We start from the raw sequence: 26,591 nt of genomic DNA, 5'->3' as shown, positions 1-26,591 counted from the left end.
GGCCGCGCGCCCCAGCGGCGCCCGCCTGATCAGCGGGAGGCCGCGGCGTGCGGCGTCGGGGTGATCATCCGGTAGATCAGGGCGCCTACCAGGTAACCGGCCGCGATGATCACCACGGCCGCGTACGACTTGCCGTTGCTGGGCAGGATCCCCGCCGACAGGGCCGCGGCCAGCACGTACATGCCGTTGAAGAGCATGTCGTAGATCGAGAAGGCGCGGCCCAGGTAGGCGTCCTCCACGTCACGCTGGACCGTGACGTCGGCGCAGATCTTGACGCTCTGCCCGGCGATGCCGAGCACGAACCCGGCGACCGGCAGGCTCCACGCCTGGAACGGCGCGACCAGCACCGCTGTGAGCACGCCGGCCGCGGCCAGCGCGATCGACACCCACCGCTCGATCGTGAACCGCTCGGTGGCATACGGCGTGATGATCACCGCGAGGAAGTAGCCGACACCCGAGGTGGCCACGACCAGGCTGATCCCGCGCAGCGCAACCTCGGAGTCGCCGCCGGAGAAGTAGTAGCGATAGAGGATGATGCCGAGCGCGGTCGCCATGCCGTACATGAATCGGTGCGTGGCCATCGCGCCCATCGTGGCGGCGGCCCTGCGATGGCTCACCAGGTGCTTGGCGCCGTCGACGAGGCCAACGAGCACGTTGCGCACGGCCTCGCGGGCCTGCGGACGCTGAGGGTCGAAGGAGGGGCCGAGCAGCGAGCGCTCCATGGTGCGGGCGATCAGCGCGCTGAGCCCGAAGACCGTGCCCGAGACGACCAGGAGCAGCGCCACGCCCAGGTCGCCGCTGCCGAAGATCTCGCGCAGCAGGAACCCCACCCCGGCGCCGACGAACGTCATGACCGTGCCTGAGGTGGGCGTGACCGCGTTGGCGGCCATCAGCCGCTCCTGCGGCACCACGTGCGGCAGCGACGCGCCGAGCGCGGCCAGGAAGAACCGGTTGACCGCGAGCACGCCGAGCGCGGCCCCGTAGAAGACCGGGTCGGGCACGCCGACGGCGACCAGCGCCGCCGCCACGAGCAGCAGCGCGCCGCGCACGAGCGGCGCGATGACGAGGATCTGCCGCCGCGACCACCGGTCGATGAAGACGCCGACGAACGGCCCCAGGATGCTGTACGGCAGCAGCAGCACGGCCAGCCCGGCGGCGACCTGCAGAGCCGTGGTCTGCGACTCCGGGCTGAAGAAGGCGAATCCGGCCACGCCGAACTGGAAGATCCCGTCGGAGAACTGGGACACCAGCCGCGTACCGAACAGCCGTTTGAAGTCCCGGCCCTTCAGGACCACACGAAGATCGGCGACGAAAGACACGCAGTCAGCCTACTTCCGCCCGATTCACAGGTTGGTACAGCAGGCATTCATTCGTATCCAGTGGCCATCATGATCACGTACGCTTCGTAGCGTGACGAAGGAAGAACAGGTGGTGTTGGTCGACAGCGAGGGCAACGCGATCGGCACCGCACCCAAGACCTCGGTGCACGGCCAGGAAACACCGCTCCATCTGGCGTTCTCCAGCTACGTGTTCGACCAGGACAGTCGCGTGCTGCTCACCCGGCGTGCCACGCACAAGCTCACCTGGCCGGGCGTGTGGACCAACAGCTGCTGCGGCCACCCGCTGCCCGGCGAGGCCCTGGACCACGCGGTCATCCGCAGGCTCTCCTACGAGCTCGGCCTGACGGTCGACCGGGCGGACCTCATGCTGCCGACGTTCACCTATCGCGCGGTCATGCCCAACGGCATCGTCGAATACGAACTCTGCCCCGTCTACCGCGTGGTGGTGGACACCTCGGCCACCCCGAACCCGGAGGAGGTGGACGGAGTCCGCTGGATGCCCTGGAAGGAGTTCGCGGACGGCGTCCTGAGCACCCTGCTGGCGATCAGCCCGTGGTGCCGCGAACAGGTCCCCCTGCTGAACGAACTGGGCACCAATCCCCTGGACTGGCGCCCGGCTCCGCTGAAGGACCTGCCGCCGGCCGCCCGAAGTGCCGCTCAACCGGCCAACAGACAGTGAGGCGCCGCACGGCGCCTCACCGGAGACCTATCTGTCCACCTCGCCGCGGATGAACTTCTCGACGTAGTCGCGTGCCTCGTCGTCGGAGTACTGGACCGGCGGCGACTTCATGAAGTACGAGGAGGCGCTCAGGATCGGCCCCCCGATCCCACGGTCGAGCGCGATCTTGGCGGCCCGCACCGCGTCGATGATGATGCCCGCCGAGTTGGGCGAGTCCCATACCTCCAGCTTGTACTCCAGGCTGAGCGGCGTGTCACCGAACGAGCGCCCTTCCAGCCGTACATAGGCGAACTTCCGGTCGTCGAGCCACGGCACGTGGTCCGACGGGCCGATGTGCACGTCGGCCCTGGCCATCTCGTGCGGGATCTGCGACGTGACCGACTGCGTCTTGGAGATCTTCTTCGACTGGAGGCGCTTGCGCTCCAGCATGTTCATGAAGTCCATGTTGCCGCCGAAGTTGAGCTGGTACGTGCGCAGCAGCTCGACCCCGCGGTCCTCGAACAGCTTTGCCAGCACGCGGTGCGTGATGGTGGCGCCGACCTGCGACTTGATGTCGTCGCCGACGATCGGCACGCCGGCCTCGGTGAACTTCTCCGCCCATTCCGGGTCGGAGGCGATGAACACCGGCAGCGCGTTGACGAACGCCACCTTGGCGTCGAGCGCGCACTGGGCGTAGAAGCGGTCGGCCGCCTCGGAGCCCACCGGCAGGTAGGACACCAGGACGTCCACCTGGTTCTCGCGGAGCACCTGGACGACGTCGGCCGGCGACTCGTCGGACTCCTCGATGATCTCGCGGTAGTAGTCACCAAGGCCGTCGAAGGTATGGCCACGCTGGACGATGACCCCCGTCGGCGGCACGTCCATGATCTTGATCGTGTTGTTCTCGCTGGCCCCGATCGCCTCGGACAGGTCGCGGCCGACCTTCTTGGCGTCGACGTCGAACGCGGCGACGAACTCGACGTCGCCCACGTGGTAGTCGCCGAACTTCACGTGCATCAGGCCCGGCACCCGCATGTCCGGGTCAGCGTCCTTGTAATAGTGAACGCCCTGAACCAGCGACGACGCGCAGTTGCCAACACCGACAATGGCTACGCGAACCGAACCCATCGCACTCGCTCCCTTACTCATCAGTTGATCTCTCAGGGTTCTCCTCAGAGGAGCCCCGTCTTTCCGTCGCGATCAGCTCGTTCAGCCAGCGCACCTCGCGCTCGACCGATTCGAGACCGTGACGTTGCAGTTCGAGCGTGTAGCTGTCGAGGCGCTCCCTGGTGCGTGCCAGGGCGGTGCGCACGCTGTCGAGCCGTTCCTCCAGGCGGCTGCGGCGGCCTTCGAGGATCCTCAGCCGCACCTCCGCCTCCGTGTGTCTGAAGAACGCGAAGTGGACGCCGAAGCTCTCGTCCTCCCACGCGGACGGCCCCGCCTGCGTCAGCAGGTCCTGGAGCCGTTCCTTGCCCTCCGCGGTCAGCTTGTAGACGATCTTCGAACGGCCTCCGACGATCGTGGTGGGCGCCGGCTGCTCCTCCACGATGAAGCCCTGCTCCAACAGTGATCGCAGACAGGGGTAGAGCGACCCGTAGGAGAACGCGCGGAACATGCCCAGCAAGGCGTTGAGCCGTTTGCGCAGCTCATAGCCGTGGAGCGGTGTCTCGTGCAGCGACCCGAGCACGGCCAGCTCCAGCACTCTGCCCTGTCCGCTGGTCACTGGAACCGCCCCCTCTCACGTCGATGTATCGAGCCGATACATCCCGATGATACGTCGCGCCGCTATATCGCCGCAATTAACGACTTTGCCAAGCCGTTGGGATGATTCAGCAAAACGCCGTAGTCTGGCGCTCATGTGGTCACAGCGAAAGGTGGTGGATTGCGGCTTTCTGAAGCGAGCCGTGGTCGAACCCCAGCGCTCCGGGCGTACGTCTCCCGGAGCGGTCTGTGACGCACAGCCATACCTCCTTCGCGCGGCACGCCACCTCTGCCCGAGGTGCGAGAAGGAGAACGTCACCAACGAGACTTATGTCTACGGGGATTCGCTCAAGAGTCAGTCCGGTGCGGCAAAGATCGCGTCGCAACCCGTCGAGATGGCTCATGATTACGACGAGTTCCGGGTGTACGTCGTCGAGGTCTGCCAAGGTTGTTCCTGGAACCACCTGACGGCGTCGTTCGTCCTCGGCAACGGACCGCCGGATCTCGTCGGGCGACCGTAGAAGACCGAGGACGGCGAGGCACCCCACGCCCATCCGCCGTGCTATCCGACGACGTTGTGAGGACGTGTGAGTAACAGCAGCAATGAGGGGACGGGCCGGCCGGGAAGGCGCCGTCGCTCCAACTCATCCCGTTCTATGCCCCAAGAGACCTCGCCACAAACCGGCGAGGCGGGCTGGGGCGGACCGCCGCAGCGTCGTCCGGAAGCCGCCTACGAGCAGACCGGCGCGATGGCCGCCCAGCCATACCCCGGTCCACAGCAGCCAGGTCCACAGCAGCCAGGTCCACAGCAGCCAGGTCCACAGCAACCGGGTCCACAGCAACCGGCCCGGCGCGCCCCCGAGCCCCGAGAGCCGGGACGGCGCCGCCAGAGCGGGCGTGACGGCGCGCCCCGTATGGGCGGCGACAACGACACCCGCGCCCGCAGCAACCAGGAGACCATGATCAGCGACGGCCCCAGGCGGGCGCGCGGTCGAGGTTCCGGCGGCCCTCAGGGGCCGGGTGGCCCCGGTGGTCCCGAGGGCCCGGAGCGGCCCGGGGACGAGCGGCCGAAGTGGCGCCGCTTCATCCCCAGCTGGAAGATCGTCATGGCCTCGATGACCGTCCTCGCGGCCGGCATCTTCGGCATGATCGCGGTGGCCTACGTCAACACCCCGGTGCCCGACGACAGCGACACGCAGGCCGACGCGACCGCACAGGGCAGCGCCGTCTACTACGCCGACGGCAAGACGCTCATCGCCAAGCTCGGCACACCCCGGAAGATCATCCGGTACGACCAGATGTCCGAGAAGCTCAGGGACGCCACGGTGGCCATCGAGAACGACACGTTCTACGAGGACTCCGGCATCTCCATCTCCGGCATGGCCCGCTCGCTGTGGATGACCGCGACGGGCCAGCAGTTGCAGGGCGCCTCGACGATCACCCAGCAGATGGCCCGCGGTTACTACGGCGGCCTCAGCTCGGAAGTCTCGATCAAGCGCAAGGTCAGCGAGATCTTCATCGCGGTCAAGCTCAACCAGACGAAGCGCAAAGAAGACATCCTGAAGACCTACCTCAACACCGTCAACTTCGGCCGGGCCTACGGCGTCGAGGCGGCAGCGGAGGCATACTTCGGCAAGGGCAAGACGGCCAAGAACCTCACCCTGTCGCAGGCGGCCTACCTGGCCGCGCACATCCAGACGCCGAGCTGGGGCTCCGAGGACCCCGCGCTCAAATACCGCTGGCAGACCGTTCTGGACTACATGGCCAAGCAGTGGCCGGACAAGTACGCCGCGGAGGCGAAGACGGCGAAGTGGCCCAAGATCAGGAAGGCCAACGCCGACGACTCCATGGCGGGCATCAACGGCTACATGATCGAGGCGGTGAAGCGGGAGCTCGCGGCACGCGGCATCACCGAGGACGCCATCGAGAGCAGCGGCTACAAGATCGTCACCACCTTCGACAAGAAGCTCATGACGGCCGCCCAGACCGCGGTGCGCGACTCGACGAGGGGTATGTCGAAGGAGTTCCACACGAGCCTCGCCGCCGTGGACCCCAAGAACGGCCGCGTGGTGGCCTTCTACGGGGGCACCGACTATCTCAAGGACCCGTGGAACGAGCCGTTCGACTCCGCGAAGCAGGCCGCCTCCGCGTTCAAGCCCTACGTCCTGGCCGCCTGGCTGAAGGCCGGGAAATCGATCAACAGCTACGTGCCGGGCGCCGTGACGGTGCCGAAGGTGCTGCCTGGGCAGCAGCCCGGCGGATTCAAGAACAGTCACAGCGTGGGCGCCTCGATCGACGTGGTCAAGGCGACCGCGCAGTCGGTCAACACCGCCTACGTGTCGATGGCGTTCGCGCTGCCCGACAAGATCGACGACGTCAAGAACCTCGTCGAGGCGGCCGGGTTCAGCAAGACGCGCATGGACAAGGACGTCGATGACCACGGCTACGGGTTCGCTATCGGCAGCGCACCGGTGACCGCCGTGGAGCAGGCGGCCGGCTACTCGATCTTCGCTAACGCCGGCAAGTACACCAAATATCACGTGGTGAAGCAGATCGAGCTGAACGGGCGGGTCGCCTACCCCGAGCAGAAGACCCCCAAGAACGTGATCAGTCCCGAGGCCGCCGCCGACGCGACGGTCGCCATGCAGGAGGTGCTGCGGAGCGGCACCGCTCGGGGCAAGGGCCTGGGCAACCGCCCGGCGGCGGGCAAGACCGGTACGAACAACGAGGAGAAGGAAGCCTGGTTCGTCGGTTACACCCCGCAGCTCTCTACGGCGGTCGGTATGTACCGTGAGGTGTGCAAGACGAAGAAGGGCAGGGTCGTCCAACCCATCAACTCGAACTGCCCCATCACCCCGAAGGGCCAGCCGCCATCCAAGAAGTACAACGAGAACAAGCCCTACACCAGTGCGTATGAGACGACGCTGCAATTCGAGGGTGCGGACACGCCCACGACGATCTGGCGCGCGTTCATGACCGCCGCGCTCGAGAACAAGCCGGTCGAGCAGTTCCCCACCAGGGCCGACATCGGGCAGCCGGACAACATCGTGCCCAGTCCCACGCCCACGCCCACACCCACCGACGACCCGCTTGAGGAAGAGGACCCCAACGCCAACTGCGGCGTCGTCCCGCCGTGCACCGACGACGACCAGATCATCACGGTCGACCCCAACGAGAACGGCACGCAGCAGCAGGACGACGGCGGCGGTTTCGACGGACGGGGCAGCCAGGGATCGAACCCGGTCGTGGTTCCCGGGCCGACGCCGACCAGACGCGAGGACTGGTGAAGTCGAGCACCGAGGTCCGCCCGCCGCTTGAGACGCGGGCCGTGCCGTACCTTCCCCTGGGGCTGTTCGCGGCCCTGGGGGCCACACTCGCCTACATCGTGCGGCTGCCGTGCCGCACGGGCGGGTGGAACGACCAGGTGTCCACGTACACCAACTTCTGCTACACCGACATCTACCCGCTCTACTTCGACCGGCAGCTGGCCACCCAGAACCCCTACTTCGCCGACGTGCCGTTCGACAAGCACGTCGAGTATCCGGTGGTCCTCGGAGAGGTCATGCAGGTGATCAGCTGGATCGCCCGCTGGCTGGAGCGCGATGTGGTCGCCCAGGCGGTCAAGTTCTACGACATCACCGTCGTCCTGCTCGGCGTCTGCCTGGTGGCCGGCGTCCTGCTGATGGCGGCGGTGGCCGGGCCGACGAGGCGGTGGGACGCGCTCTGGTACGCACTCGCCCCCTCGGTCATCCTGGCCGCCTACATCAACTGGGACCTGGTCGCCGGCGCGCTGTCGATGGGCATGCTGCTGGCCTGGGCCCGGCAGCGGCAGGTGCTGGCGGGCGTGCTGCTCGGCCTGGCGATCGCGACGAAGTTCTATCCGCTGATGTTCGTCGGCGCGCTCCTGCTGCTCACCATGCGCACCGGGCGCTGGCGGCCGTTCCTCGTCACGATGGCCGCGACCGCCGGGGCGTGGCTGGCGGTCAACCTGCCGTTCATGGTGCTGGCCTGGGACGGCTGGCGCCGGTTCTACGTCTTCTCCGAGGAACGCGGCGTCGACTGGGGCTCGCCCTGGCTGTTCTTCCAGAACAAGGGCTGGCCGATCCTGGGCGACACCGACGTCAGCAGGCTGGGCATGGTCTCGCTGGGCCTGCTCTGCCTGGGCATCGCGGTCCTCACGCTGGCCGCGCCGCGCCGGCCGAGGTTGGCGCAGATCTGCTTCCTCGCGCTGGCCGCGTTCATGATGACGAACAAGGTCTGGTCGCCGCAGTTCGTCCTGTGGCTGGTGCCCTTCGCGGTGCTGGCCAGGCCCAACTGGAAGCCGATCGGGCTCTGGCAGGTCGCCGAGATCTGGTATTTCTGCGCGATCTGGCTCTACTTGCTCTCCCAGTCTCCGGTCAGCCGTGCCGATCTGGGCATCGGCGACAACACCTACTTCACCGCCGTCTGGGGACGGATCATCGCCATCGCCATCATGATGGCGTTCGTGGTGCGTGACATTCTGCGTCCGGACAAGGACGTCGTACGGCAGGCAGGCATCGACGACCAGGCCGGCGGGGTTTTCAACGACGCGCCGGACCGGTTCACCCTGCGCTCCGCCTAGCCATGATCACCCGCTCGGTCGATCGCGACGCGGCGTTGCTCTGGCTCTCCTCGCGGGCCGGGCTGCTGGTCGCGACGTTATTCGGCGTCGCGCTGCACGACTACGTGGGCACGTGGAAGAAGTGGGACGCCGGGCTGTTCATCACGATCGCCGAGCATGGTTACGACGGCGAACCCGGCAAACCGCCCGACGCCGGGCTGCCCGCCTTCTTCCCCGGCATGCCGCTGGCGATGCGCGTGGTCCACCTGGTGGTGCCGGACTGGACCGCCTGCGGGTTGATCGTCTCACTGGCCGCCGGGTTGGTGGCCATGACGGCGCTGGCCAGGCTGACCGAGCTGGAGGGCGGCTCGGGATGGGCCGCCGTGGCCGGGCTGCTGCTGTTCCCGACGGCCGTCTTCCTGGCCGCCGGCTACAGCGAGGCGCTGTTCCTGGCGTTCGCGATCCCCGCCTGGCTGGCCGCCCGGCAGCGCCGCTGGCCGCTGGCCGTCGCGCTGGCCGCGGGCGCCTCCTGCGTACGCATCACGGGGCTGTTCCTGGCGCTCGCGTTGATCGTGGAGTTCGTCACCGGCAGGCAGCCCGTGCGGCAGGCGCCGTGGCTGCTGGTCCCCTTCCTGCCCCTGGTGGCGTACTCGTTCTTCCACTACAGCCGCTCGGGCGACTGGCTCGCCTGGAAGCACGCCCAGGAGGCCGGCTGGGGACGGCAACTGGTGTGGCCGTGGGAGTCGTGGATCACCACGTGGGGCTCGGCCATGGGCGCGGGCGACTTCGCCGTCGCCTTCCGCATGGAGCTGGCGGGCGCGGCCGTGGCCGTGGCCGTGCTGGTCTGGCTGCTGGTGATGCGCAGGTGGAGCGAGCTGGTCTACACAGGCTTACAGGCGGGCGCGCTCATGACCTCGGCCTATTACCTGTCGATCCCGCGCTCGCTGCTGCTGTGGTTTCCCCTGTGGGTGGCGTTCGGCCGGCTGGTGGCCAAGCATCAGTGGGTGATCGTGGTGTACGCCCTGGTGTCGGGGCCGCTCATGCTGCTCGACGCGGTCCGCTTCCTGAGCGGCGCCTGGGCGGGCTGATCTTTCTACCCACTCTCTGGACTTGGTAATCCAGGGAAGTTATCCACAGGCTGTGTGTATTCGCTAGAGATTCTTCCTCAGAAAGGCGATGTCCTCGGCCTGCCCCTCGCCGGGCGTCTCCACGACGATGGGCGCCTGGGCCGCGCGGCAGACCGCCAGGATGAGCTCGGGGTCGATCTTCCCGTTGCCCAGGTTGGCGTGCCGGTCGGCACCGGAGTCGAACTCGTCGCGCGAGTCGTTGCAGTGCACCAGATCGATCCGGCCGGTGATCGCCTTGACCCGGTCGACCAGGTCGAGGAGCTCCTCGCCGCCCGCGTGCGCGTGGCAGGTGTCGAGGCAGAAGCCCACGTCGAAACCGTCGAGCGCGTCCCAGAGCCGGGCGATGCGGTCGAGCTTGCGGGCCATCGCGTTGTCGCCGCCCGCGGTGTTCTCGATCAGCACCGGGATCGGGCACTCCATGCGCTCGAACACCTTGCGCCAGTTGTCGAACCCGATCTGCGGGTCGTCGTTCTTGTTCAGGTGGCCGCCATGCACGATCAGGCCCTTGGCGCCGAGCCCGGCGGCCGCCTCCAGATGCTGCGCGAGCAGCTTGCGGCTCGGGATCCTGATGCGGTTGTTGGTGGTGGCCACATTGATCAGGTAGGGGGCGTGGATGTAGATGTCGACGCCCTCGACCGGCTCGGCGGGCAGCACGGGCTTCTTGTAGCCCTGCGGATCGCCCAGGAAGAACTGCACCACCTCGGCGCCGATCTCGGCGGCGTGGGCGGCGGGGTCGTCCTGACCTACGTGAGCTCCGATGCGCACCATGTCACGAGCCTATCCGTTTGGAGAAGGAGGCTCAGGGAAGTCGCCAGACGCCCCCTACGCGAGGAGAACGACATGACGCGCTGGCGCTGGCGCTCACTGATCTTCCTAATTTACGTGCTGATAGGCATCTACGTGGCCTGGGTCTACCACTACATCACCCCGGGCATCCTCAGGGACATCGCCGAGGCGCTGCTCGCGGTCTTCCTCTGGTTCCTGGTGCTGCTCGGCGTGGATCTGCATATCGGCAAGTGACCCGAGGCGCACGGTCCCGGCCCCGGCCGGGACCGTTTGTCATGGTGGGAGGCCATGGCAGGAGGACCGGTTACGGCAGGAACCCGCCGTGGGCGATGCCGAGCGCGACCCCGACGAACGACGCCACCAGCCCCATGATGTTGAGCGAGCGCTGCGGCGTGGTGACGGAGACGTACTGGGAGTAGAGCCCCATCCCAAAGCCGAGCGTGCCGAACCACGACGAGATCGGGTGCGCGGTGACGAAGAACGTCGAGACGAAAGCCACCAAACCGCAGAGGAAGGTGGCGATGGCCAGGATGTTCTCGGTCGGGTGCGGGACCCCGTCAGTGTTGAGTGTGAGTCTGAACCGCTGGCTCTCCGGAGGTTGAAGGATGTGCGGCACTGGTGTCACCCCCATGGTGTTCCTACAGGTCCTTCCCATCCACGCGCGGCTGGTAACCTGGTCAAGCTGCGTTGTGATGGGTGATCCATCAGCCCGAGCCGCCGAAAGGGGCGTCCGGGTCATGACGTCAGCGTCCTCCTGTCACGGCAGAGTGTCGTGACCGCAAAAGTCCAGAGGAGGTTGGAGTCCCGCATGCGTCGTTACGAAGTAATGGTCATTCTGGACCCTTCGCTCGATGAGCGCACTGTGGCGCCGTCCCTCGACCAGTTCCTCACCGTGGTCCGCAATGACGGCGGCACCGTGGAGAAGGTCGACGTCTGGGGCCGTCGTCGTCTTGCCTACGACATCGACAAGAAGTCGGAAGGCATCTACGCCGTCATCGACCTGTCCGCGGAGCCCGCGACGGTCAAGGAGCTCGACCGGCAGATGAACCTCAACGAGGGCATCCTGCGCACCAAGGTTCTCCGCCCCGACGTGCACTAAGCAGCCGTTGCCCGGCTTTTTGTCGGGCGGCAGCCGTACTCTGAGCCGTAACCCAAAGCGAAGGCGTGCAGGAAGGCGAGCGCTAGCCATGGCAGCAGGCGACACCGTAATCACCATCGTCGGCAATCTTGTCGATGACCCGGAGCTGCGCTTCACCCCCACGGGTCAAGCCGTGGCTCGATTCCGCATCGCTTCCACTCCGCGGTTCATGGACCGTCAGACCAACGAGTGGAAGGACGGCGAAAGCCTCTTTCTGACCTGCAACGTGTGGCGACAGGCGGCGGAGAACGCCGCCGAGAGCCTGCAGCGCGGCATGCGGGTCATCGTGCAGGGGCGGCTCAAGCAGCGGTCTTACGAGACCAAGGAAGGCGAGAAGCGCACGGTCTACGAGGTCGAGGTCGACGAGGTCGGCCCGTCTCTGCGCAACGCCACCGCCAAGGTCAACCGCACCACCCGTCAGGGTGGCGGCGGCGGAGGCGGCGGCTTCGGCGGCGGCCCCGCTGACGACCCGTGGGCCTCCGCGTCGCCCGCTCCGCCCCAGGGCGGCGGCGGCTTCAGCGGTGGCGGCGGTGGTGGCGGCGGCTACCAGGGCGGCGGCCAGCAAGGCGGCGGCTCCGGCGGCTTCGGCGGCGGCGGCAACGACTTCAGCGACGAACCGCCTTTCTAAGTCTCAAGAAGACCGCAAGGTCCGTAAGTTCACCAGCCCGAGTCCATTCCCGCTTGACGGCGGGGCTCTGAAAGGAGCACCACGATGGCAAAGCCGGCACTGCGCAAGCCCAAGAAGAAGGTTTGCCTGTTCTGCCACGACAAGATCTCCTACGTCGACTACAAGGACACGGCGCTGCTGCGGAAGTTCATCTCCGACCGCGGCAAGATCCGTGCGCGCCGGGTGACGGGCAACTGCACCCAGCACCAGCGTGACGTGGCGACCGCGATCAAGAACGCCCGTGAGGTGGCACTGCTGCCCTACACGAGCACCGCGCGCTAGGGAGGACTGTCGATATGAAGCTCATCCTCACCAACGAGGTCTCCGGCCTCGGCACCCCTGGCGACGTCGTCGAGGTCAAGGACGGCTACGGCCGTAACTTCCTCATCCCGCGCGGCTACGCGATGCGCTGGACGCGTGGCGCCGAGAAGCAGATCGAGTCCATCAAGAAGGCTCGTGACGCTCGCGAGATCCGCGACCAGGGCACGGCCAAGGAGGTCGCCGGCCAGCTCGGCGCCCTTCGCGTCCGCCTGGTCACCCGCGCGGGCGACTCCGGCCGCCTGTTCGGGTCGATCACCACGGGTGACATCGCCGAGGCCGTCAAGGCCGCCGGCGGTCCCATCCTCGACCGCCGCCGCATCGAGATCGTCAACCCGATCAAGAGCGTCGGCTCGCACAAGGTCAGCGTCAAGCTGCACCCCGAGGTCTCGGCGTCGGTCGACGTCGAGGTCGTCGCCGGCTGACGACTCTCAGCTCCGCCGCTGCCCCCTCTCGCTTCCGAGAGGGGGCAGCGCTGTTATAAGCGCATGGTTCCCACCAGCGTAGGATTTGCTCGTTCTTCCCGCGTTCCTCACCCGGAGGCCCTCACCCATGGCCCGACCCTCGATGCTGCTGGCCTTCGGCGCGCTCGCGGCGGCGGCCGTCGCCTGCGCCCCCGTCGACACCCCGTCGAGCACCGCCTCGCTCAGCCCCACGGCGTCCGCAGCGTCCACCGCGTGTACCAAGGACCAGCTCAAGCTCGTCAACGCGGGCAAGCTGACGATCGGCACCGACAAGCCCGCCTTCGAGCCGTGGTTCAAGGACGACGACCCGAGCAACGGCCAGGGCTTCGAGAGCGCGGTGGCCTTCGCCGTCGCGGGTGAGCTCGGTTTCGACCGCAGCGAGGTGCAGTGGAGCACGGTCAAGTTCGACTCGGCCTTCGCACCGGGCGCCAAGCAGTTCGACTTCGACATCAACGAGGTCTCGATCACGCCCGACCGGGCCCAGGCGGTCGACTTCAGCCACGGCTACTACACGGTCAAGCAGGCCGTCGTGGCCATCGAGGACGGCAAGTTCGCCGCCGCGAAGAGCCTGGCCGAGCTCAAGGACGCCAAGATCGGCGTGCAGGTCGGCACCACCTCTCTCAACGCGGTCAAAGAGGTCATCAAGCCGGCCAATGACCCGAATGTCTACAACGACCAGATTGACGCCATCAACGCACTGAAGAACCAGCAGGTCGACGCGATCGTCGTGGACCTGCCCACGGCCTTCTACGTGACGGCCGCCCAGGTCGAGAAGTCGAAGATCGTCGGCCAGTTCAGCTCGACCGGCGGCACGCCCGAGGAGTTCGGCCTGGTCATGGAGAAGGGCAGCGCGCTCAAGCCGTGCGTTGACAAGGCCGTCGACGCGCTGAAGTCGAAGGGCGAGCTGGCCAAGATCGAGCAGCAGTGGCTCAGCGCGGCCGCGGGCGCGCCCGAGCTGAAGTGAGCGAGACCTCCGCGGGCTGGGCCAAGAGCGGGCGGCAGCGGGAACGGGAGCGGGTCCGCGGGTCGCGGGCCCGGCGCTCGGCCTCCATCGCCGGCGTCTCCACGGTCGTTTTCATCGTCCTGGTTGTGTCGGTGGTCACCAACTCGCCCGGCTGGCCACGGGTGCAGGCGTCGTTCTTCGATCCGGCGTGGTTCGTCAAGGCGCTGCCGAACGTCCTGTCCGGGTTCCTGCTCAACATCAAGATCTTCCTGATCGCCGAGCCGCTGATCCTGGTCGTCGGGGTGTTGGTGGCCCTGGCCAGGTCCGTCACAGCGCCCGCCTTCTTCCCGGTGCGGGCACTGGCCACGCTCTACACCGACATCTTCCGCGGTGTGCCGACGCTCCTGGTCATCTACCTGGTCGGCTACGGGCTGCCGGCGCTCAAGCTGCAGGGCGTGCCGACGGACCTGGCCACACTCGGCATCATCGGCCTGACGCTCTCGTACGGCGCTTACGTGGCCGAGGTGTTCCGCGCGGGCATCGAGTCGGTCCATCCCAGCCAGGTGGCGGCGGCCCGCTCGCTCGGCCTGAGCCACGGCAAGACCATGCGGTTCGTCGTGCTCCCGCAGGCCACGCGCAGGGTCGTCCCGCCGCTGCTCAACGACTTTATCTCGCTGCAGAAGGACACGGCGCTGGTGGCCACCATCGGGCCGCTGGAGGCGCTCAGGCAGGCGCAGATCATCGCGACCAGCAAGTTCAACTACACGCCTTACCTGGTGGCGTCGCTGCTGTTCATCCTGCTCACCATCCCGATGGCCCGGTTCACCGACCACCTGGCCGCGCGTACCCGAAGGAGGCGCGGATGAGCCTGCTGACCATCGACGGGGTGTGGAAGGAGTTCCGCGGCCACAGCGTGCTGCGCGGCATCGACCTGGAGGTGCGCCCGCACGAGGTGGTCAGCCTGATCGGCGCGTCAGGGTCGGGCAAGTCCACGCTGCTGCGCTGCGTCAACCTGCTGGAGACCGTCGACGACGGCGCCATCTACCTCGACGGGGAGGAGATCACCGATCCTCGGGTGGACGTCGACGACGTACGCAGGCGGCTGGGCATCGTGTTCCAGGCGTTCAACCTGTTCCCGCACATGACGGTGCTCGACAACATCACGCTCGCGCCCCGGCGGGTGCACGGCGTGGCGAAGGCCGAGGCGGAGGAGCAGGCCGGTGACCTGCTGGCCAGGTTCGGGCTGGCGGACAAGGCCCGCTCCTACCCCGACCAGCTCTCCGGCGGGCAGCAGCAGCGGGTGGCCATCGTCCGCGCGCTGGCCACCAAGCCCCGGCTGATGCTGCTCGACGAGGTCACTTCGGCGCTCGACCCGGTGCTGGTCGTGGAGGTGCTCCAGGTCATCAGGGAGCTCAAGGAGTCGGGCATGACGATGATCCTGGCGACCCATGAAATGGGCTTCTGCCGCGATATTTCCGACACGGTGTGCTTCTTGGAGGGCGGGGTCATGCTGGAGAAGGGACCGCCGGAGAAGATCTTCACCGCTCCTGAGCACGCTCACACCAGGGAGTTCCTGCGCGCGGTGCTCGACTCGGGGCGGCTCTAGGCTCTAACGCCGGTGGCGTCCCCGGGCGTGGTTCGCCAGCGTCTCGGGCGCGGCCAGCAGGCTGTGGCGCCGGCCGTACAAGAGATAGACGAGCAGCCCGAAGGCCATCCACAGGGCGAACCACACCCAGGTGAGCACCTGTAGGTTCACCAGCAGCCAGAGCGTCGCGAGCAGGGAGAGCGCGGGCAGGAGCGGCGAGAGCGGGACGCTGAAGCCGCGATCGAGGTGCGGCATCCTGCGCCGCATCACGATCACGCCCGCCGCGACGAACATGAACGCGAACAGCGTCCCGATCACCACGAGCTGCTGCAGCGTGAGCACCGGCACGAACTCGGCCAGCAGGATCGCCACCACCCCGATGAGCAGCGTCACCCGCGTGGGGGAGTGGTACCTGCGGCTGATCGTGGCCAGGCGACGCGGGATCAGGCCGTCGCGGGCGATCGAGAACAGCACCCGCGTCTGCCCCACGATCAGCACCAGGATGACCGTCGTCAGCCCGAGCACCGCGCCGATGTCGATGATGTGCGCCATCCAGTCCACGCCCACCCCGCGGAACGCGCTGGACAGCGGCGAGTCGCGGGAGATGCTGGTGTAGGGGATCATGCCGACCATGACCACGGCCACCGCGAGGTAGATGATCGTGGCGATCACCAGGCTGCGGATCATGCCCTTGGGTACGGCCCTGGACGCGTTCACGGTCTCCTCGGCGGCGGTGGCGAGGACGTCGAAGCCGATGTACGCGAACGCGATGGCCGACGCCGCCGCGAACACACCGAACCAGCCGAACGCGTGGCTCTGCCCCATGACCAGGTCGAGCACGGTCGCCGCCGGAGTCGTCAGCGGCTTCGGCTCGGCGTAGAAGTCACCGAAGTTGGCCACTTTGACGTACCGCGCCCCGACGACGATGACCGCCCCGATGGCCAGCAGCTTGGCCGCCACCATCACCCACAGCGCCCGCAGCCCGACCCGCGCGTTGACCGCCACGACTCCCGTGAGCACCACCAGGATGAGCAGCACGAACACGTCCTCGACCACGTTCTGGTACGGCAGGCGCACCCCGAACCCGGTGATCGCCCGGACCGAGATGATGGCCCAGGCCCTGGCCACCACTGCGGCGGCCAGCTCCAGCTCCAGGATCAGCGCCCAGCCGATGATCCACGCCCATACCTCGCCGAAGATGACGTAAGTAAAGGTGTAGGCGCTGCCCGAGGTAGGCATCGTGGACGACAACTCGGCGTAGCACAGGCAGGCCAGCAGGCAGGCGATCCCGGCGATCATGAACGACAGGATCACGCCGGGCCCCGCCATGGTGGCGGCCTGCTGGCCGGCGATGCTGAAGATGCCCGCGCCGATCATCACGCCGAGGCCGAGCACGACCAGGTCGGCCGGCCGGTAGAGCTCGGCGAGGCTGTGGCGCGCGCCGGTGCGTAACCCGGTTGCCGCGTCGGGCGGCAGGCGTCGGAGAATCGTGGACAAAGGCACACCCCGCTCGTGCGACTCGCCCACAGTGCCTCACCACACCCGCAACAGCAAGCACGGGACGATTACGCCCCGGTCACCAGCCATGCCGTGCCGACCGCGCGCCGCACCAGCGTGATCGAACGTGCGATCATCCACGCCCCGAGCGCGCACCAAAGTGCGACGATGCCGAATCCCGAGGCGAGGAAGGCACAGGGCAGGTACGCGAGCGTCGTCCACACGCCCGCCCACGCGAGGTAGCGCTGGTCACCCGCGCCGATCAGCACACCGTCGAGCACGAACACCACACCGCAGATCGGCTGGAACAGCGCCACCGGCCAGAGCACCGCCAGCAACTGCTCCGTGACCTGTGGATCGGCGTCGAACAGGCCGGGCAGCAGCGGCCTGGCCGCGACGACGAGCACGCCGAGCGCGAGCCCCGACCAGAGGCCCCATTGCACCATGCGCCTGGTCGCGGCCCTGGTGGCGGCCACGTCGCCGGCGCCGAGCGTACGGCCCGTGATGGCCTGGCCGGCGATGGCGATGGCGTCCAGGGCGAAGGCCAGCAGTGTCCAGACCTGGGCGGCGATGGCGTACGCGGCCAGCGGAGCTTGGCCCAGCCTGGTGGCCGCCACGGTCGCCACGACCAGGACGACACGCAGGCAGGCGGTCCTGATGAGCAGCGCGAAGCCGGCCGTACCCGCCTGCCTGACGCCCGCCAGGCCGGGGGTGAGGGGCGTCCCGAGCCGCAGCGCGCCTCTGGCCACCACGGCGAGGTAGACGGCGGCACCCAGCGTCTGGGCCAGCACGGTGCCCCAGGCCGAGCCCGCGATGCCCCAGTGCAGTCCGAGCACGAACCACGCGTTCAGCCCCGCGTTGAGTGCGAATGAGCCCACCGCGACGGCCAGCGGCGTGACCGTGTCCTGCAGGCCGCGCAGCACGCCCGTCCCGGCCAGCACGACGAGCATGCCGGGCGCGCCGAGCAGTGAGATGCGCAGGTACGTCACGGCCTGCCCGGCCTGCTCCGGGCTCGCCCCGAACAGGCCGACGATCCACGGGCTGAGCGGCCAGCAGACCGCGATGAGCGCGGCGCCGATGGCCAGCGCGAGCCAGATGCCGTCCACGCCGCTGCGCATCGCCCTCTCGTGGTTGCCCGCGCCGGTCTGACGGGCCACAGAGGCCGTCGTGCCGTACGCGAGGAAGACGCAGAGGTTCACCACCGTGGCCAGAACCGTGCCCGCGACGCCCAGAGCGCCCAGAGCGGTGGTGCCCAGCCCATGGCCGACGATGGCATAGTCGGCGAGCAGGAAGAGCGGCTCGGCGACCAGGGCGCCGAACGCGGGCACCGCCAGGCGCAGGATCTCCCGGTCCCGGGACGTAATGGGCATTTACCCATTATGGCCATTACACGGCGTGTCGAGCCAACTTTCTTTCCTCCACAGCCGGTGGACAATGTTTCACCAGGTCAGAGTGGGTGGTGTGGATTATGGACAGAGTTATCCACAGCTCCGTCCACAGTCCTTTAACACCCTGGGCGGGATAGTGCACAGCTTGACCACAGGGTTATCCACAGGCCGCGTTGCCGTCTCACCGAGAACCCGCGAAACTGTCAGACCGGTCGACTACAAGTGGGGGTGGTGCGACCGCCTGCAAGGTGTTGAGGGGGCGCGGTGAGCATTGACGAGGATGGCGGCGGAGGCCCGGGTTTCGAGCGCACGCCGCCCAGCAACATCGAGGCGGAGCAGTCGGTTCTGGGCGGCATGCTGCTGTCCAAGGACGCGATCGCCGACGTCGTGGAGCTCATCCGGTCCGACGACTTCTACCGGCCCGCCCATCAGATGATCTATGACGTCATCACCGACCTCTACGGTCGCGGTGAGCCGGCCGACGCGGTCACGGTCTTCGACGACCTGCAGAAGCGCGGCGAGATGGCCCGGGTGGGCGGCGCCGCCTACCTTCACACGTTGACGGCCGTCGTCCCCACCGCGGCCAACGCCGGCTACTACGCGAAGATCGTCCGCGAGCAGGCCATCCTCCGCCGCCTCATCGAGGCCGGCACCCGCATCGTCTCCTTCGGCTACGGCGGCCAGAACGAAGAGGTCGACGACCTGGTCGACCGCGCGCAGGCGGAGATCTACAAGGTCACCGAGCGGCGCACCTCCGAGGACTACGCGCCGCTGGCCGACATCATGCCGGGCGCCCTCGACGAGCTGGAGGCCATCGGCAGCCGCGGCGGCCAGATGGTCGGCGTGCCCACCGGCTTCCAGGACCTCGACCAGCTCACCAACGGCCTGCACCCGGGCCAGATGATCGTCGTCGCGGCCCGCCCGGCCATCGGCAAGGCGCTGGCGCTCGACACGCCGCTGCCCACGCCGACGGGCTGGACGACCATGGGCGAGATCGCGGTCGGCGAGCAGCTCATCGGGGCCGACGGCCGGCCGACCCTGGTGGTCGCGGCCACCGAGGTCATGCACGGCAGGCCGTGCTACGAGGTGGAGTTCAGCGACGGTACGGTGATCATCGCGGACGCCGGGCACCAGTGGTGGACGACGCGCGGTGTGACGACCACGGAGGAGATCTTCCGGGCCGACCGAGGGGCGGACCACGCGGTCGCGGTGTCGGCGGCATTCGCGCTCGATGAGCGGGATCTTCCTCTTCCGCCGTACGCGCTCGGTGTCCGACTCGGCGACAGCGACGGACACGGCGACGGACACGGTCTGGGCGTCCTCGGAGAGAGCTCGGGTGTCCGCGAAGAGAGGCACATTCCCGCTCCCTACCTGCGCGCGTCGGAGAGCCAGCGGCGTGACCTGCTGGCGGGCCTGCTCGACGCCGACGGGCGCGCCGGCGGAGACGGGCAGATCCAGTTCGCCGTGGCGGATCGACGGCTCGCTCATGACGTTCACGAGCTCATCCTGAGCCTCGGCTACAACGCCGTCATGCGCACCAAGCCGGAGTCCGGCCACGTGATCGACTTCACCACGGGGGTTCGCTCCATCGTGGACGTGCGCCCGATCCCCTCTCAGCCGGTCCGCTGCGTCGAGGTGGACAACGCCGATCACCTGTACCTCGCGGGCAGCACGTGCATCCCCACCCACAACAGCACCTTGGGGCTGGACTTCGCCCGTTCCGCAGCGATCAAGCATGGGATGACCACCGTCATCTTCTCCTTGGAAATGTCGCGCAACGAGATCACGATGCGACTGCTGTCGGCCGAGGCCCGGGTGGCCCTGCACGCGATGCGCTCCGGCATGATGGGCGACGACGACTGGACCCGGCTGGCCCGGCGGATGAGCGAGGTGGCCGAGGCGCCGCTGTTCATCGACGACTCGCCCAACATGTCGATGATGGAGATCCGGGCCAAGTGCCGGCGCCTGAAACAACGTAACGACCTGCGGTTCGTGGTCATCGACTACCTCCAGCTGATGAGCTCGCCGAAGAAGACCGAGAGCCGCCAGAACGAGGTCTCGGAGATCTCCCGTGCGATCAAGCTGCTGGCCAAGGAGCTGGAGGTGCCGGTCATCGCGATCTCCCAGCTCAACCGAGGCCCCGAGCAGCGTACGGACAAGCGGCCCGCGGTCAGCGACCTGCGCGAATCGGGATGCCTGACGGCTGACACCCGAGTCCTGCGAGCCGACACGGGGGCGGAGGCGCCATTGGGCGAGCTTCTGGAGTCCGGCGCACGCGACATCCCCGTGTGGTCCCTGGACGAGAACATGCGGCTTGTGCAGTGCACCATGACGCATGTCTTTCCCAGTGGCACGAAGGAGGTCTTCAAACTACGGCTGACGTCGGGTCGGGAGATCAAGGCGACGGCCAATCACCCCTTCATGACCTACGACGGCTGGCGCCCCTTGGGGGAGGTCGGCCCGGGTGCTCGCCTCGCCGTCCCGCGCCACGTCCCGCCCCCTCGGGACCTTCAGGAGTGGCCAGAAGAGGAAGTCATCCTGCTGGGGCACATGATCGGAGACGGTTCGTTCGTCAGGAGGCAGCCGATCCGGTACGCGAGCAAGGACGAGGCTTGCCTGGAAGCGGTCACGAAAGCGGCCACGCATTTCGGAGTCAGTGCGGTCCGGGACGAATACCCCGCCGCGCGGGTCACCACGCTCCGGCTCCCCGCTCCCTACCGGCTCACACACGGCAAGCGCAACCCCATCGCCGCCTGGCTTGACGGTCTGGGGCTGTTCGGCCTCCGCAGCCACGAGAAGTTCATTCCGCAGGGGGTCTTCTCCCTGCCGAAGAAGCAGATCGCCCTGTTCCTCCGGCACCTGTGGGCGACCGACGGATGCGTCTGGTGGGACGAAAAGCGCGGCCAGTCGCGGGTCTACTACGCCTCGACGAGCCGCCGCCTGATCGATGACGTTGCGCGGCTGCTCCTTCGGTTCAATGTGATGACTCGCATCAAGACGACACAGAAGGGCGACCACCGGCCGGGGTTCCAGCTCCACGTCTACGGCTCGGACAACCAGCTCCGCTTCCTGGACGAGGTGGGCGTGCATGGCGAACGGGCGAAACAAGCCGCTCGCTGCATACCGGAACTTCGGGCGGCCAAGGGCAACACGAACCTCGACACGGTTCCGCGCGAAGTCTGGGACCGTGTTCGTGGCGCGCTGACAGAGAAGGGCATGACCCATCGGGCGTTCTCTGCCGAACTGGGCACCCAATTCTGCGGCAGCACCCTGTGGAAGCACGCACCCAGCCGCGAGCGCCTTGGCCGGGTGGCGGCGATTCTGGACGACGCTCAGATGGACATGCTGGCGACGAACGACGTCTTTTGGGACGAGGTCGCCTCGATCGAGAGCCTGGGCGAGCAGTCGGTCTATGACGCCACGGTGCTGGGCGCCCACAACTTCGTTGCCAACGGCATATCCGTTCACAACAGCATCGAGCAGGATGCGGACATGGTCATTTTGCTCCATCGCGAGGACGCGTACGAGCGTGAGTCGCCCAGGGCGGGTGAGGCGGACCTGATAGTTGCCAAGCATCGAAATGGTCCAACTGCCACCGTCACTGTCGCCTTCCAGGGACATTATTCGCGCTTTGTCGACATGGCTCAGCATTAGGGGTCGCTCCGCGATGTCGAACTTACGGCACATTTGTTCGCCATCTGCTCGGCGGTCATCCGCGGGGCCAGGCTCGTGGGGCGCAACAACGGCAGGAAGCAGTCCCACCGCCGAAGCCGCCTCGTCCGCGGAATCGGGGGTGGGAGCCGGCCGCACGCGGCCGAGGCGGGCCTTCTCGTCGGGGAAGCCACCTCGTGACGTGGGCGTTTTCTCAGGAACCGATGCTCACCGAAACCTGGACCCTAAACACCCGCCATCGGGCTCCGCGGGAGGTCGACGGTGATGTCGAGGCCGCCCCCGATGCGGGCGGTGACCGCGATCCGTCCCCGGTGGGCGTGTGTGACCGCGCGCACGATCGACAGTCCCAGCCCCAGGCCGTCAGTACGGACGCGGGTCCCCTGCCCGTGCACGAACGGTTCCAGCAGCGTCTCGGCCTCCTCGGGCGGAATCTGTCGGCCGGTGTTGGAGATGCGCAGGACGGCACGCCCGCCCGCCGTACCCGTGTCGACGACCAGGTGCCCACCCGCCCGGTTGTAGCGGACCGCGTTGTCGACCAGGTTGCCGATCATCCGTTCCAGCAGGACGGGTGCGCCGGTGACCGGTGCCGGCCGGAGTTCGGATCGTACGGTGACGCCGGCGGCTGCCGCCCGCGTTCCGGCGGCGTCGAGGGCGGCGGCCGCGACGGCGGCCAGGTCGACCGGTTCCCGCGCGCCGAGCCCGGCCTGGCTGCGGGCCAGCAGCAGCAGCCCGTCCAGGACGCGTTGCATGTGCTCGACGGCGCCGCGTACGTCGCCGGCCATCGTGAGCAGCTCGGCACGGCTGGGGTCTCCGTCCAGGGTGACGTCGATCGCCGTACGCGCGGTGGTCAGCGGTGTCCGCAGCTCGTGGGCGGCGTTGGCGGTGAACAGCCGCTGGCTGTCCAGGATCCGATCCCGCTCGGCCACGTCGCGCTGGATGCGGTCCAGCATCCCGTTGACCGTGCCCGCCAACGCCGACAGCTCGTCAGCGGGGGTGGTAACCGGGACCCGTTCGGTGAGGTTCTCGGCTGACAGCCGCCGGGCGGTGGAGGAGATCACGCGGATCGGCCGTAGCACCCGACCGGCCACCAGCCAGCTCAGTACGGCGGCCAGCCCGGTCACCACCACGAGCGCCAGAGCGGCCTGGGGCAGCAGCGCGGACAGGGTGTCGGCCTGCACCCGGTTGGCGAGGGCGGACAACCCGTCCTGCGGCGGCGTGTCCGGCGAGGGAGTGCCGATCGGGTCCAGATGCGTGAAGATCACGCGGCGCCGCATCAGCAGGTAGGTCAACCCGGTCAGCGCGGCACCGGCGGCCAGCACCAGGGCGGTCTGCAGCGACGCGAGCCGAGCCCGGGCGGTCAGTTTCACGGTCCGATCCGGTAGCCGGCGCCGGTGACGGTCTCGATCAGCGGCGGGTCGCCGAGCTTGCGGCGCAGCGTGCCGACGGTGATCCGGATCGCGTTGGTGAACGGGTCCGCGTACTCGTCCCACACCTTGTCCAGCAGGGTTTCCGCGCTGACCACGTCACCGTCGGCGGCCAGCAACTGCTGGAGCACACCGAACTCCTTGGGCGTCAGGCTCAGCAGCCGCCCATCCCGCTCGGCGCTACGCCGGGCCGGATCCAGAGCCACACCGGCGGCGCGCAGCACCGGCGGGCGGGCCGGCGCGCTCCGCCGTACCAGGGCGTGGACCCGCGCGACCAGCTCGGAGAACGCGAACGGCTTGCCCAGGTAGTCGTCCGCGCCCAGCATCAGTCCGCCGACCCGGTCCTCGATGGCATCGGACGCGGTCAGCATCAGCACCCGCGACCTGCCCCGCTGGGCGAGCCGGCGGCACACCGCGTCGCCGTGCACGACGGGTAGATCCCTGTCCAGGACCACCACGTCGTACGGCGTGATCTCGCACTTGTCCAGAGCCGTCTGCCCGTCGAGGGCGACGTCGACGGTGAAGCCGTGCTTGCGCAGCCCGGCTTCGATGTACCCGGCGAGGGGTTGCTCGTCTTCCACCAAGAGCACGCGCATCAGGGCAGTATCGCAACGCCCGCATATGGCACGGATATGGTCCGCCGATCGGCCACCGATCGGTGCCGGCCGGTAGATCTGGTCGCCCTTGAAGTCCCGTCAGGAAAGGGTGATCGACCATGAGGCGTGGCAGAGCAACCGGCATGGCCGGGCTGGCCTGCGCGGTGCTGGCGTTGAGCGTCCCAGCACCCGCGGCCGCCGCCGACCAGGTCAAGCTGGGAGACGTCCAGCAGGCGATAGAGACCGTGGCGAAGACCGACGGCGTGGTGGGGGCCATCGGACAGGTGTACGTCGACGGCAGGCGGGTGGGCCAGGGGACGGCGGGCTCACGCCTGCTCGGCGGCAAGGGTGGGCGCATCCCGGCGGATTCCCGTTACCGCATCGCGTCCCAGACCAAGCTCATGGAGGCCACGATCGTCCTGCAACTGGTCAAGGAGGGCAAGCTCGGCCTGGAAGACAAGCTCAGCGACGTCCTGCCCGATATGGCCAAGCACGACTATGTGGATCGGGCCGGCGAGATCACCGTGCAGCAGCTGATCCGTCACACCTCCGGCATCCCCGACTTCATGGAGAGTGGGAAGTTCGACGTGTTCGACTTCACCACCGCCTACAAGCCGATCGACCTGGTGAAGGCCGCGCGTACCGTGCCTCGCAAGGGCGAGCCCGGGGAATACCTCTACTCCACCACCAACTACGTCCTCCTCGGCATGATCATCGAGAAGCTGACCGGCAACGATCGGGCCACCGAGTTCAAGCGGCGCCTGTTCACCCCGCTCGGCATGAAGGACACCTATCTGGCCACCAAGGTCTCCGACCAGATCAAGGGTCCGCACGGACACGGCTACTACCCCGATGCCAAGGGCAGGCCGCGCGACGTCGACCGGCTCAACGCCACCATCGGCGCCGAAGGAGCGATCTCCACCGCGCACGACGTCAGCGCCTTCTACAGCGCGCTCAACCAGGGCAAGCTGCTGCCGCCGGACATGCAACCGCCGCGGCCACGGCCCAGCCTGTGCGGCGGAACGGTCGCGGCGGCCGCGGGCGGCATGCCCGGGATCAACTCCATCACCTTCTCCACGACCGACGGCCGGGTTCAGTTCGCGGTGGCCGCCACATTGAAGATCGATAACGAGCAGGCCATGGCCGTCGGTGACGCCATCAACGAGGCCGCGGAAGCCGTCCTCTGCCCCGGCCAATAACCGGAGCCATCCGTGGACCGCGAGACCCGCCCAGCTGAGTGAAGGAGACCCATCAGCGTGAAACGTTCCCGCCTACCCGCGCTGGCCTGCACCGGCGTCCTGACGTTGGCGACGTCCGGCGCCGTGGCGGCCGTGCGGACTGAGCCGGTCGTACGGGCTGAGCCGGCCGTACGGACCATGGCCTCCACCTGCGACTCCAAGCCGGATCAGCCCGTCGCCACCGGCCTGAGCACCATCAAACAGGCGTACGACTGCATCTTCACCGCCTTCTACGGGCGCGAGCGACTCGACCACCGGGCGGTGCTCGCGGCCGGGTTCGCCGGGCTCACCGAGGAGCTGAACCGCCTCGGCACCGACCGGCCCGACGCCACCATGCCGCCGTTGACCGGGAACCGCACGACCGACCTGAACGCATTCGCGGCCGGGTACGAGCGATTGGTGGCCACTCTGCCGGACGACGCCACACTGCGACAGGCCGTGGCCGGGGCGACGATCAAGGGCATGGTGGGCAGCCTGCACGACAATCACTCGCAGTGGCGCCGCCGAGCGCAACCGCCCGGTAAGCCGGGCGACGCCTATGGCCTCGGCTTCACCACCTCGCCCGGCTATTCGATCACGTACCGGGCGCCGCAGAAGGCGGTGGCTCCGCTGTTCGTCAACGCCGTGCAGGGCGGCCCGGCCGCCGCCGCCCGTATCCGTCCGGGCGAGATCGTGCAATCCGTCAACGGCGCGCCCGTCTTCGTGGACGGTGTCCTGTCCAGCGGTGCCATGAACCTGCTCAACCCCGAATACTCCGGTTCCCACCCGGACCCGGTACGGCTGGCGCTGCTCGACCCGTCCACCGGACGAGTCAGGAAGACGACGCTGCGGCCGAAGCTGTTCACGCCCACGGCGCGGCCCGTGACGGCCCGCCGGCTCGACGGCGACGTGGCCACGATCAAGCTCACCAACTTCCAGCCCGGGACAGCCGACCAGGTCCTGGCCGCCATCGCCGGGCTGCGTGAGGGCAAGAAGCTACGTGGCCTCGTCCTCGATCTGCGCGGCACCAACGGCGGCTCGCCCGCCGAGGTCGTCAAGCTGCTCAGCGGCTTCGTACACGGCAAGGTGCACAGTTACGACTGCGCCCCGGACGACACGTGCACGCCCAACCGCACCGACGACACGGTCCCGCTGCTCGGCCTGCCCGTGGCCGTGCTCACCGACGGCATCTGCGCCTCGGCCTGCGACGCCTTCTCGGCCGCCGTCAAGGACCTCAAGGTCGGGCCGCTGATCGGGTCGCGTACGTCGGGCATGGTGTCGGGATCCGCCGGGATGTTCACGCTGGACGACGGGAGCCTCCTGACCCTGCCCGCGGCCTACCAGGTGGGCGCCAACCACGAATTGATCAACGGCATCGGCGTGGCGCCCGACCACTACCTGCCACTGACCGCGAAGGACCTGCGCAAGGGCCGCGACCCAGCGATGGCCAAGGCCCTGTCCCTGCTTCCGGCCGCCCGGTAGGAGCAC

The 26,591-nt window shown here is 68.1% G+C and carries 25 protein-coding genes; 16 read left to right on the top strand and 9 right to left on the bottom strand.

The window, feature by feature from the left end; genetic code table 11:
- Positions 1–29: 29 nt before the first annotated feature.
- Positions 30–1,319 carry an MFS transporter gene (locus AB0B91_RS51915; RefSeq protein ID WP_358338088.1) on the bottom strand — a complete coding sequence of 430 codons (1,290 nt, stop codon included), beginning with the start codon at positions 1,317–1,319 and terminating at the stop codon, positions 30–32.
- Positions 1,320–1,410: 91 nt separating this feature from the next.
- Between AB0B91_RS51915 and idi the strand changes: the two genes are divergently transcribed.
- Positions 1,411–2,019: an isopentenyl-diphosphate Delta-isomerase gene (gene idi, locus AB0B91_RS51910; protein WP_358338085.1), complete on the top strand. Its 609-nt coding sequence runs from the start codon at positions 1,411–1,413 to the stop codon at positions 2,017–2,019.
- Between the two features lie 27 nt (positions 2,020–2,046).
- Here idi and AB0B91_RS51905 read toward each other — a convergent pair whose 3' ends face one another.
- Both AB0B91_RS51905 and AB0B91_RS51900 read right to left on the bottom strand, forming a co-directional pair.
- Complete coding sequence (locus tag AB0B91_RS51905) at positions 2,047–3,126, bottom strand: inositol-3-phosphate synthase (RefSeq protein ID WP_358338082.1); 1,080 nt, start codon at positions 3,124–3,126, stop codon at positions 2,047–2,049.
- A 13-nt stretch (positions 3,127–3,139) separates the two neighbouring features.
- Positions 3,140–3,721 carry a PadR family transcriptional regulator gene (locus AB0B91_RS51900; RefSeq protein ID WP_358338079.1) on the bottom strand — a complete coding sequence of 194 codons (582 nt, stop codon included), beginning with the start codon at positions 3,719–3,721 and terminating at the stop codon, positions 3,140–3,142.
- 46 nt (positions 3,722–3,767) lie between these two features.
- Here AB0B91_RS51900 and AB0B91_RS51895 point away from each other — a divergent pair, with 46 nt between their 5' ends.
- From AB0B91_RS51895 to AB0B91_RS51880, 4 genes are all read left to right on the top strand, one after another.
- Positions 3,768–4,220 (top strand): DUF5318 family protein, encoded by a 453-nt coding sequence (locus AB0B91_RS51895; protein ID WP_358338076.1) that lies wholly within the window; start codon positions 3,768–3,770, stop codon positions 4,218–4,220.
- A gap of 393 nt (positions 4,221–4,613) precedes the next feature.
- A complete protein-coding gene (locus AB0B91_RS51890; protein WP_358338073.1) occupies positions 4,614–6,986 on the top strand; it encodes a transglycosylase domain-containing protein in 2,373 nt (790 codons plus the stop codon).
- Positions 6,983–8,302: a glycosyltransferase 87 family protein gene (locus tag AB0B91_RS51885; RefSeq protein WP_358338070.1), complete on the top strand. Its 1,320-nt coding sequence runs from the start codon at positions 6,983–6,985 to the stop codon at positions 8,300–8,302. The genes AB0B91_RS51890 and AB0B91_RS51885 overlap by 4 nt, the downstream gene beginning before the upstream one ends.
- Before the next feature lie 2 nt (positions 8,303–8,304).
- Positions 8,305–9,369, top strand: a complete 1,065-nt coding sequence (locus AB0B91_RS51880; RefSeq protein WP_358338067.1) for a mannosyltransferase family protein — start codon at positions 8,305–8,307, stop codon at positions 9,367–9,369.
- A gap of 63 nt (positions 9,370–9,432) precedes the next feature.
- Here the strand turns inward: AB0B91_RS51880 and AB0B91_RS51875 are convergent, their stop codons facing one another.
- Entirely contained in the window at positions 9,433–10,176 is a 744-nt protein-coding gene (locus AB0B91_RS51875) for a deoxyribonuclease IV (RefSeq protein WP_358338064.1), read from the bottom strand.
- 72 nt (positions 10,177–10,248) lie between these two features.
- On the opposite strand from AB0B91_RS51875, the gene AB0B91_RS51870 reads away from it, so the two are divergent.
- The gene (locus tag AB0B91_RS51870) at positions 10,249–10,428 is read left to right on the top strand and encodes a hypothetical protein (RefSeq protein WP_219535073.1); all 180 of its coding nucleotides are present in this window, start codon (positions 10,249–10,251) and stop codon (positions 10,426–10,428) included.
- Between the two features lie 70 nt (positions 10,429–10,498).
- On the opposite strand, the gene AB0B91_RS51865 is transcribed toward AB0B91_RS51870, so the two are convergent.
- A complete protein-coding gene (locus AB0B91_RS51865; RefSeq protein ID WP_246653078.1) occupies positions 10,499–10,825 on the bottom strand; it encodes a hypothetical protein in 327 nt (108 codons plus the stop codon).
- 177 nt (positions 10,826–11,002) lie between these two features.
- Between AB0B91_RS51865 and rpsF the strand changes: the two genes are divergently transcribed.
- The 7 genes from rpsF to AB0B91_RS51830 all read left to right on the top strand — a co-directional run bounded on the left by rpsF (position 11,003) and on the right by AB0B91_RS51830 (position 15,330).
- Entirely contained in the window at positions 11,003–11,293 is a 291-nt protein-coding gene (gene rpsF / locus AB0B91_RS51860) for a 30S ribosomal protein S6 (RefSeq protein WP_026214314.1), read from the top strand.
- Between the two features lie 88 nt (positions 11,294–11,381).
- Positions 11,382–11,960 carry a single-stranded DNA-binding protein gene (locus tag AB0B91_RS51855; RefSeq protein ID WP_358338060.1) on the top strand — a complete coding sequence of 193 codons (579 nt, stop codon included), beginning with the start codon at positions 11,382–11,384 and terminating at the stop codon, positions 11,958–11,960.
- An 84-nt stretch (positions 11,961–12,044) separates the two neighbouring features.
- Positions 12,045–12,281, top strand: a complete 237-nt coding sequence (gene rpsR / locus AB0B91_RS51850; RefSeq protein ID WP_020543048.1) for a 30S ribosomal protein S18 — start codon at positions 12,045–12,047, stop codon at positions 12,279–12,281.
- A 14-nt stretch (positions 12,282–12,295) separates the two neighbouring features.
- Positions 12,296–12,742 (top strand): 50S ribosomal protein L9, encoded by a 447-nt coding sequence (gene rplI / locus AB0B91_RS51845; protein ID WP_219535071.1) that lies wholly within the window; start codon positions 12,296–12,298, stop codon positions 12,740–12,742.
- Between the two features lie 127 nt (positions 12,743–12,869).
- Positions 12,870–13,745 carry an ABC transporter substrate-binding protein gene (locus AB0B91_RS51840; protein ID WP_358338057.1) on the top strand — a complete coding sequence of 292 codons (876 nt, stop codon included), beginning with the start codon at positions 12,870–12,872 and terminating at the stop codon, positions 13,743–13,745.
- Positions 13,742–14,590, top strand: a complete 849-nt coding sequence (locus AB0B91_RS51835) for an amino acid ABC transporter permease (protein WP_358338054.1) — start codon at positions 13,742–13,744, stop codon at positions 14,588–14,590. The genes AB0B91_RS51840 and AB0B91_RS51835 overlap by 4 nt, the downstream gene beginning before the upstream one ends.
- Complete coding sequence (locus AB0B91_RS51830; RefSeq protein ID WP_358338051.1) at positions 14,587–15,330, top strand: amino acid ABC transporter ATP-binding protein; 744 nt, start codon at positions 14,587–14,589, stop codon at positions 15,328–15,330. Before AB0B91_RS51835 ends, AB0B91_RS51830 begins: the two co-directional genes overlap by 4 nt.
- 3 nt (positions 15,331–15,333) lie before the next feature.
- On the opposite strand, the gene AB0B91_RS51825 is transcribed toward AB0B91_RS51830, so the two are convergent.
- Both AB0B91_RS51825 and AB0B91_RS51820 read right to left on the bottom strand, forming a co-directional pair.
- A complete protein-coding gene (locus tag AB0B91_RS51825) occupies positions 15,334–16,806 on the bottom strand; it encodes an amino acid permease (protein WP_358338048.1) in 1,473 nt (490 codons plus the stop codon).
- A gap of 68 nt (positions 16,807–16,874) precedes the next feature.
- Positions 16,875–18,176 carry an MATE family efflux transporter gene (locus tag AB0B91_RS51820; protein WP_358338045.1) on the bottom strand — a complete coding sequence of 434 codons (1,302 nt, stop codon included), beginning with the start codon at positions 18,174–18,176 and terminating at the stop codon, positions 16,875–16,877.
- A gap of 282 nt (positions 18,177–18,458) precedes the next feature.
- Between AB0B91_RS51820 and AB0B91_RS51815 the strand changes: the two genes are divergently transcribed.
- Positions 18,459–21,848: a replicative DNA helicase gene (locus tag AB0B91_RS51815; RefSeq protein WP_358338042.1), complete on the top strand. Its 3,390-nt coding sequence runs from the start codon at positions 18,459–18,461 to the stop codon at positions 21,846–21,848.
- A gap of 242 nt (positions 21,849–22,090) precedes the next feature.
- Here AB0B91_RS51815 and AB0B91_RS51810 read toward each other — a convergent pair whose 3' ends face one another.
- Together AB0B91_RS51810 and AB0B91_RS51805 are read right to left on the bottom strand one after the other, a co-directional pair.
- Positions 22,091–23,233, bottom strand: a complete 1,143-nt coding sequence (locus tag AB0B91_RS51810; protein WP_358338035.1) for a HAMP domain-containing sensor histidine kinase — start codon at positions 23,231–23,233, stop codon at positions 22,091–22,093.
- On the bottom strand, positions 23,230–23,886 hold the full coding sequence (locus tag AB0B91_RS51805) for a response regulator transcription factor (protein WP_358338032.1): 657 nt from the start codon (positions 23,884–23,886) through the stop codon (positions 23,230–23,232). Before AB0B91_RS51805 ends, AB0B91_RS51810 begins: the two co-directional genes overlap by 4 nt.
- A gap of 119 nt (positions 23,887–24,005) precedes the next feature.
- On the opposite strand from AB0B91_RS51805, the gene AB0B91_RS51800 reads away from it, so the two are divergent.
- Positions 24,006–25,085 carry a serine hydrolase domain-containing protein gene (locus AB0B91_RS51800; RefSeq protein WP_358338028.1) on the top strand — a complete coding sequence of 360 codons (1,080 nt, stop codon included), beginning with the start codon at positions 24,006–24,008 and terminating at the stop codon, positions 25,083–25,085.
- A 57-nt stretch (positions 25,086–25,142) separates the two neighbouring features.
- On the top strand, positions 25,143–26,585 hold the full coding sequence (locus AB0B91_RS51795; protein ID WP_358338025.1) for a S41 family peptidase: 1,443 nt from the start codon (positions 25,143–25,145) through the stop codon (positions 26,583–26,585).
- Positions 26,586–26,591: the final 6 nt, after the last annotated feature.

This window comes from Nonomuraea sp. NPDC049141, assembly GCF_040648415.1.
Lineage (GTDB): Bacteria > Actinomycetota > Actinomycetes > Streptosporangiales > Streptosporangiaceae > Nonomuraea.
Note: the sequence above shows the minus strand (reverse complement) of the source record. Positions and strands in the feature narration are given on the sequence as shown.

Bases quoted from the DNA above. Each gene is read 5' to 3' on its own strand.
- AB0B91_RS51870 (WP_219535073.1), top strand. From the start codon at position 10,249: ATGACGCGCTGGCGCTGGCGCTCACTGATCTTCCTAATTTACGTGCTG.
- rpsF (WP_026214314.1), top strand. From the start codon at position 11,003: ATGCGTCGTTACGAAGTAATGGTCATTCTGGACCCTTCGCTCGATGAG.
- AB0B91_RS51875 (WP_358338064.1), bottom strand. From the start codon at position 10,176: ATGGTGCGCATCGGAGCTCACGTAGGTCAGGACGACCCCGCCGCCCAC.
- AB0B91_RS51890 (WP_358338073.1), top strand. From the start codon at position 4,614: ATGGGCGGCGACAACGACACCCGCGCCCGCAGCAACCAGGAGACCATG.
- AB0B91_RS51905 (WP_358338082.1), bottom strand. From the start codon at position 3,126: ATGGGTTCGGTTCGCGTAGCCATTGTCGGTGTTGGCAACTGCGCGTCG.
- rpsR (WP_020543048.1), top strand. From the start codon at position 12,045: ATGGCAAAGCCGGCACTGCGCAAGCCCAAGAAGAAGGTTTGCCTGTTC.
- AB0B91_RS51830 (WP_358338051.1), top strand. From the start codon at position 14,587: ATGAGCCTGCTGACCATCGACGGGGTGTGGAAGGAGTTCCGCGGCCAC.
- AB0B91_RS51855 (WP_358338060.1), top strand. From the start codon at position 11,382: ATGGCAGCAGGCGACACCGTAATCACCATCGTCGGCAATCTTGTCGAT.
- AB0B91_RS51895 (WP_358338076.1), top strand. From the start codon at position 3,768: ATGATACGTCGCGCCGCTATATCGCCGCAATTAACGACTTTGCCAAGC.
- AB0B91_RS51865 (WP_246653078.1), bottom strand. From the start codon at position 10,825: ATGGGGGTGACACCAGTGCCGCACATCCTTCAACCTCCGGAGAGCCAG.
- AB0B91_RS51840 (WP_358338057.1), top strand. From the start codon at position 12,870: ATGGCCCGACCCTCGATGCTGCTGGCCTTCGGCGCGCTCGCGGCGGCG.
- AB0B91_RS51805 (WP_358338032.1), bottom strand. From the start codon at position 23,886: ATGCGCGTGCTCTTGGTGGAAGACGAGCAACCCCTCGCCGGGTACATC.
- AB0B91_RS51820 (WP_358338045.1), bottom strand. From the start codon at position 18,176: ATGCCCATTACGTCCCGGGACCGGGAGATCCTGCGCCTGGCGGTGCCC.
- AB0B91_RS51800 (WP_358338028.1), top strand. From the start codon at position 24,006: ATGAGGCGTGGCAGAGCAACCGGCATGGCCGGGCTGGCCTGCGCGGTG.
- rplI (WP_219535071.1), top strand. From the start codon at position 12,296: ATGAAGCTCATCCTCACCAACGAGGTCTCCGGCCTCGGCACCCCTGGC.
- AB0B91_RS51880 (WP_358338067.1), top strand. From the start codon at position 8,305: ATGATCACCCGCTCGGTCGATCGCGACGCGGCGTTGCTCTGGCTCTCC.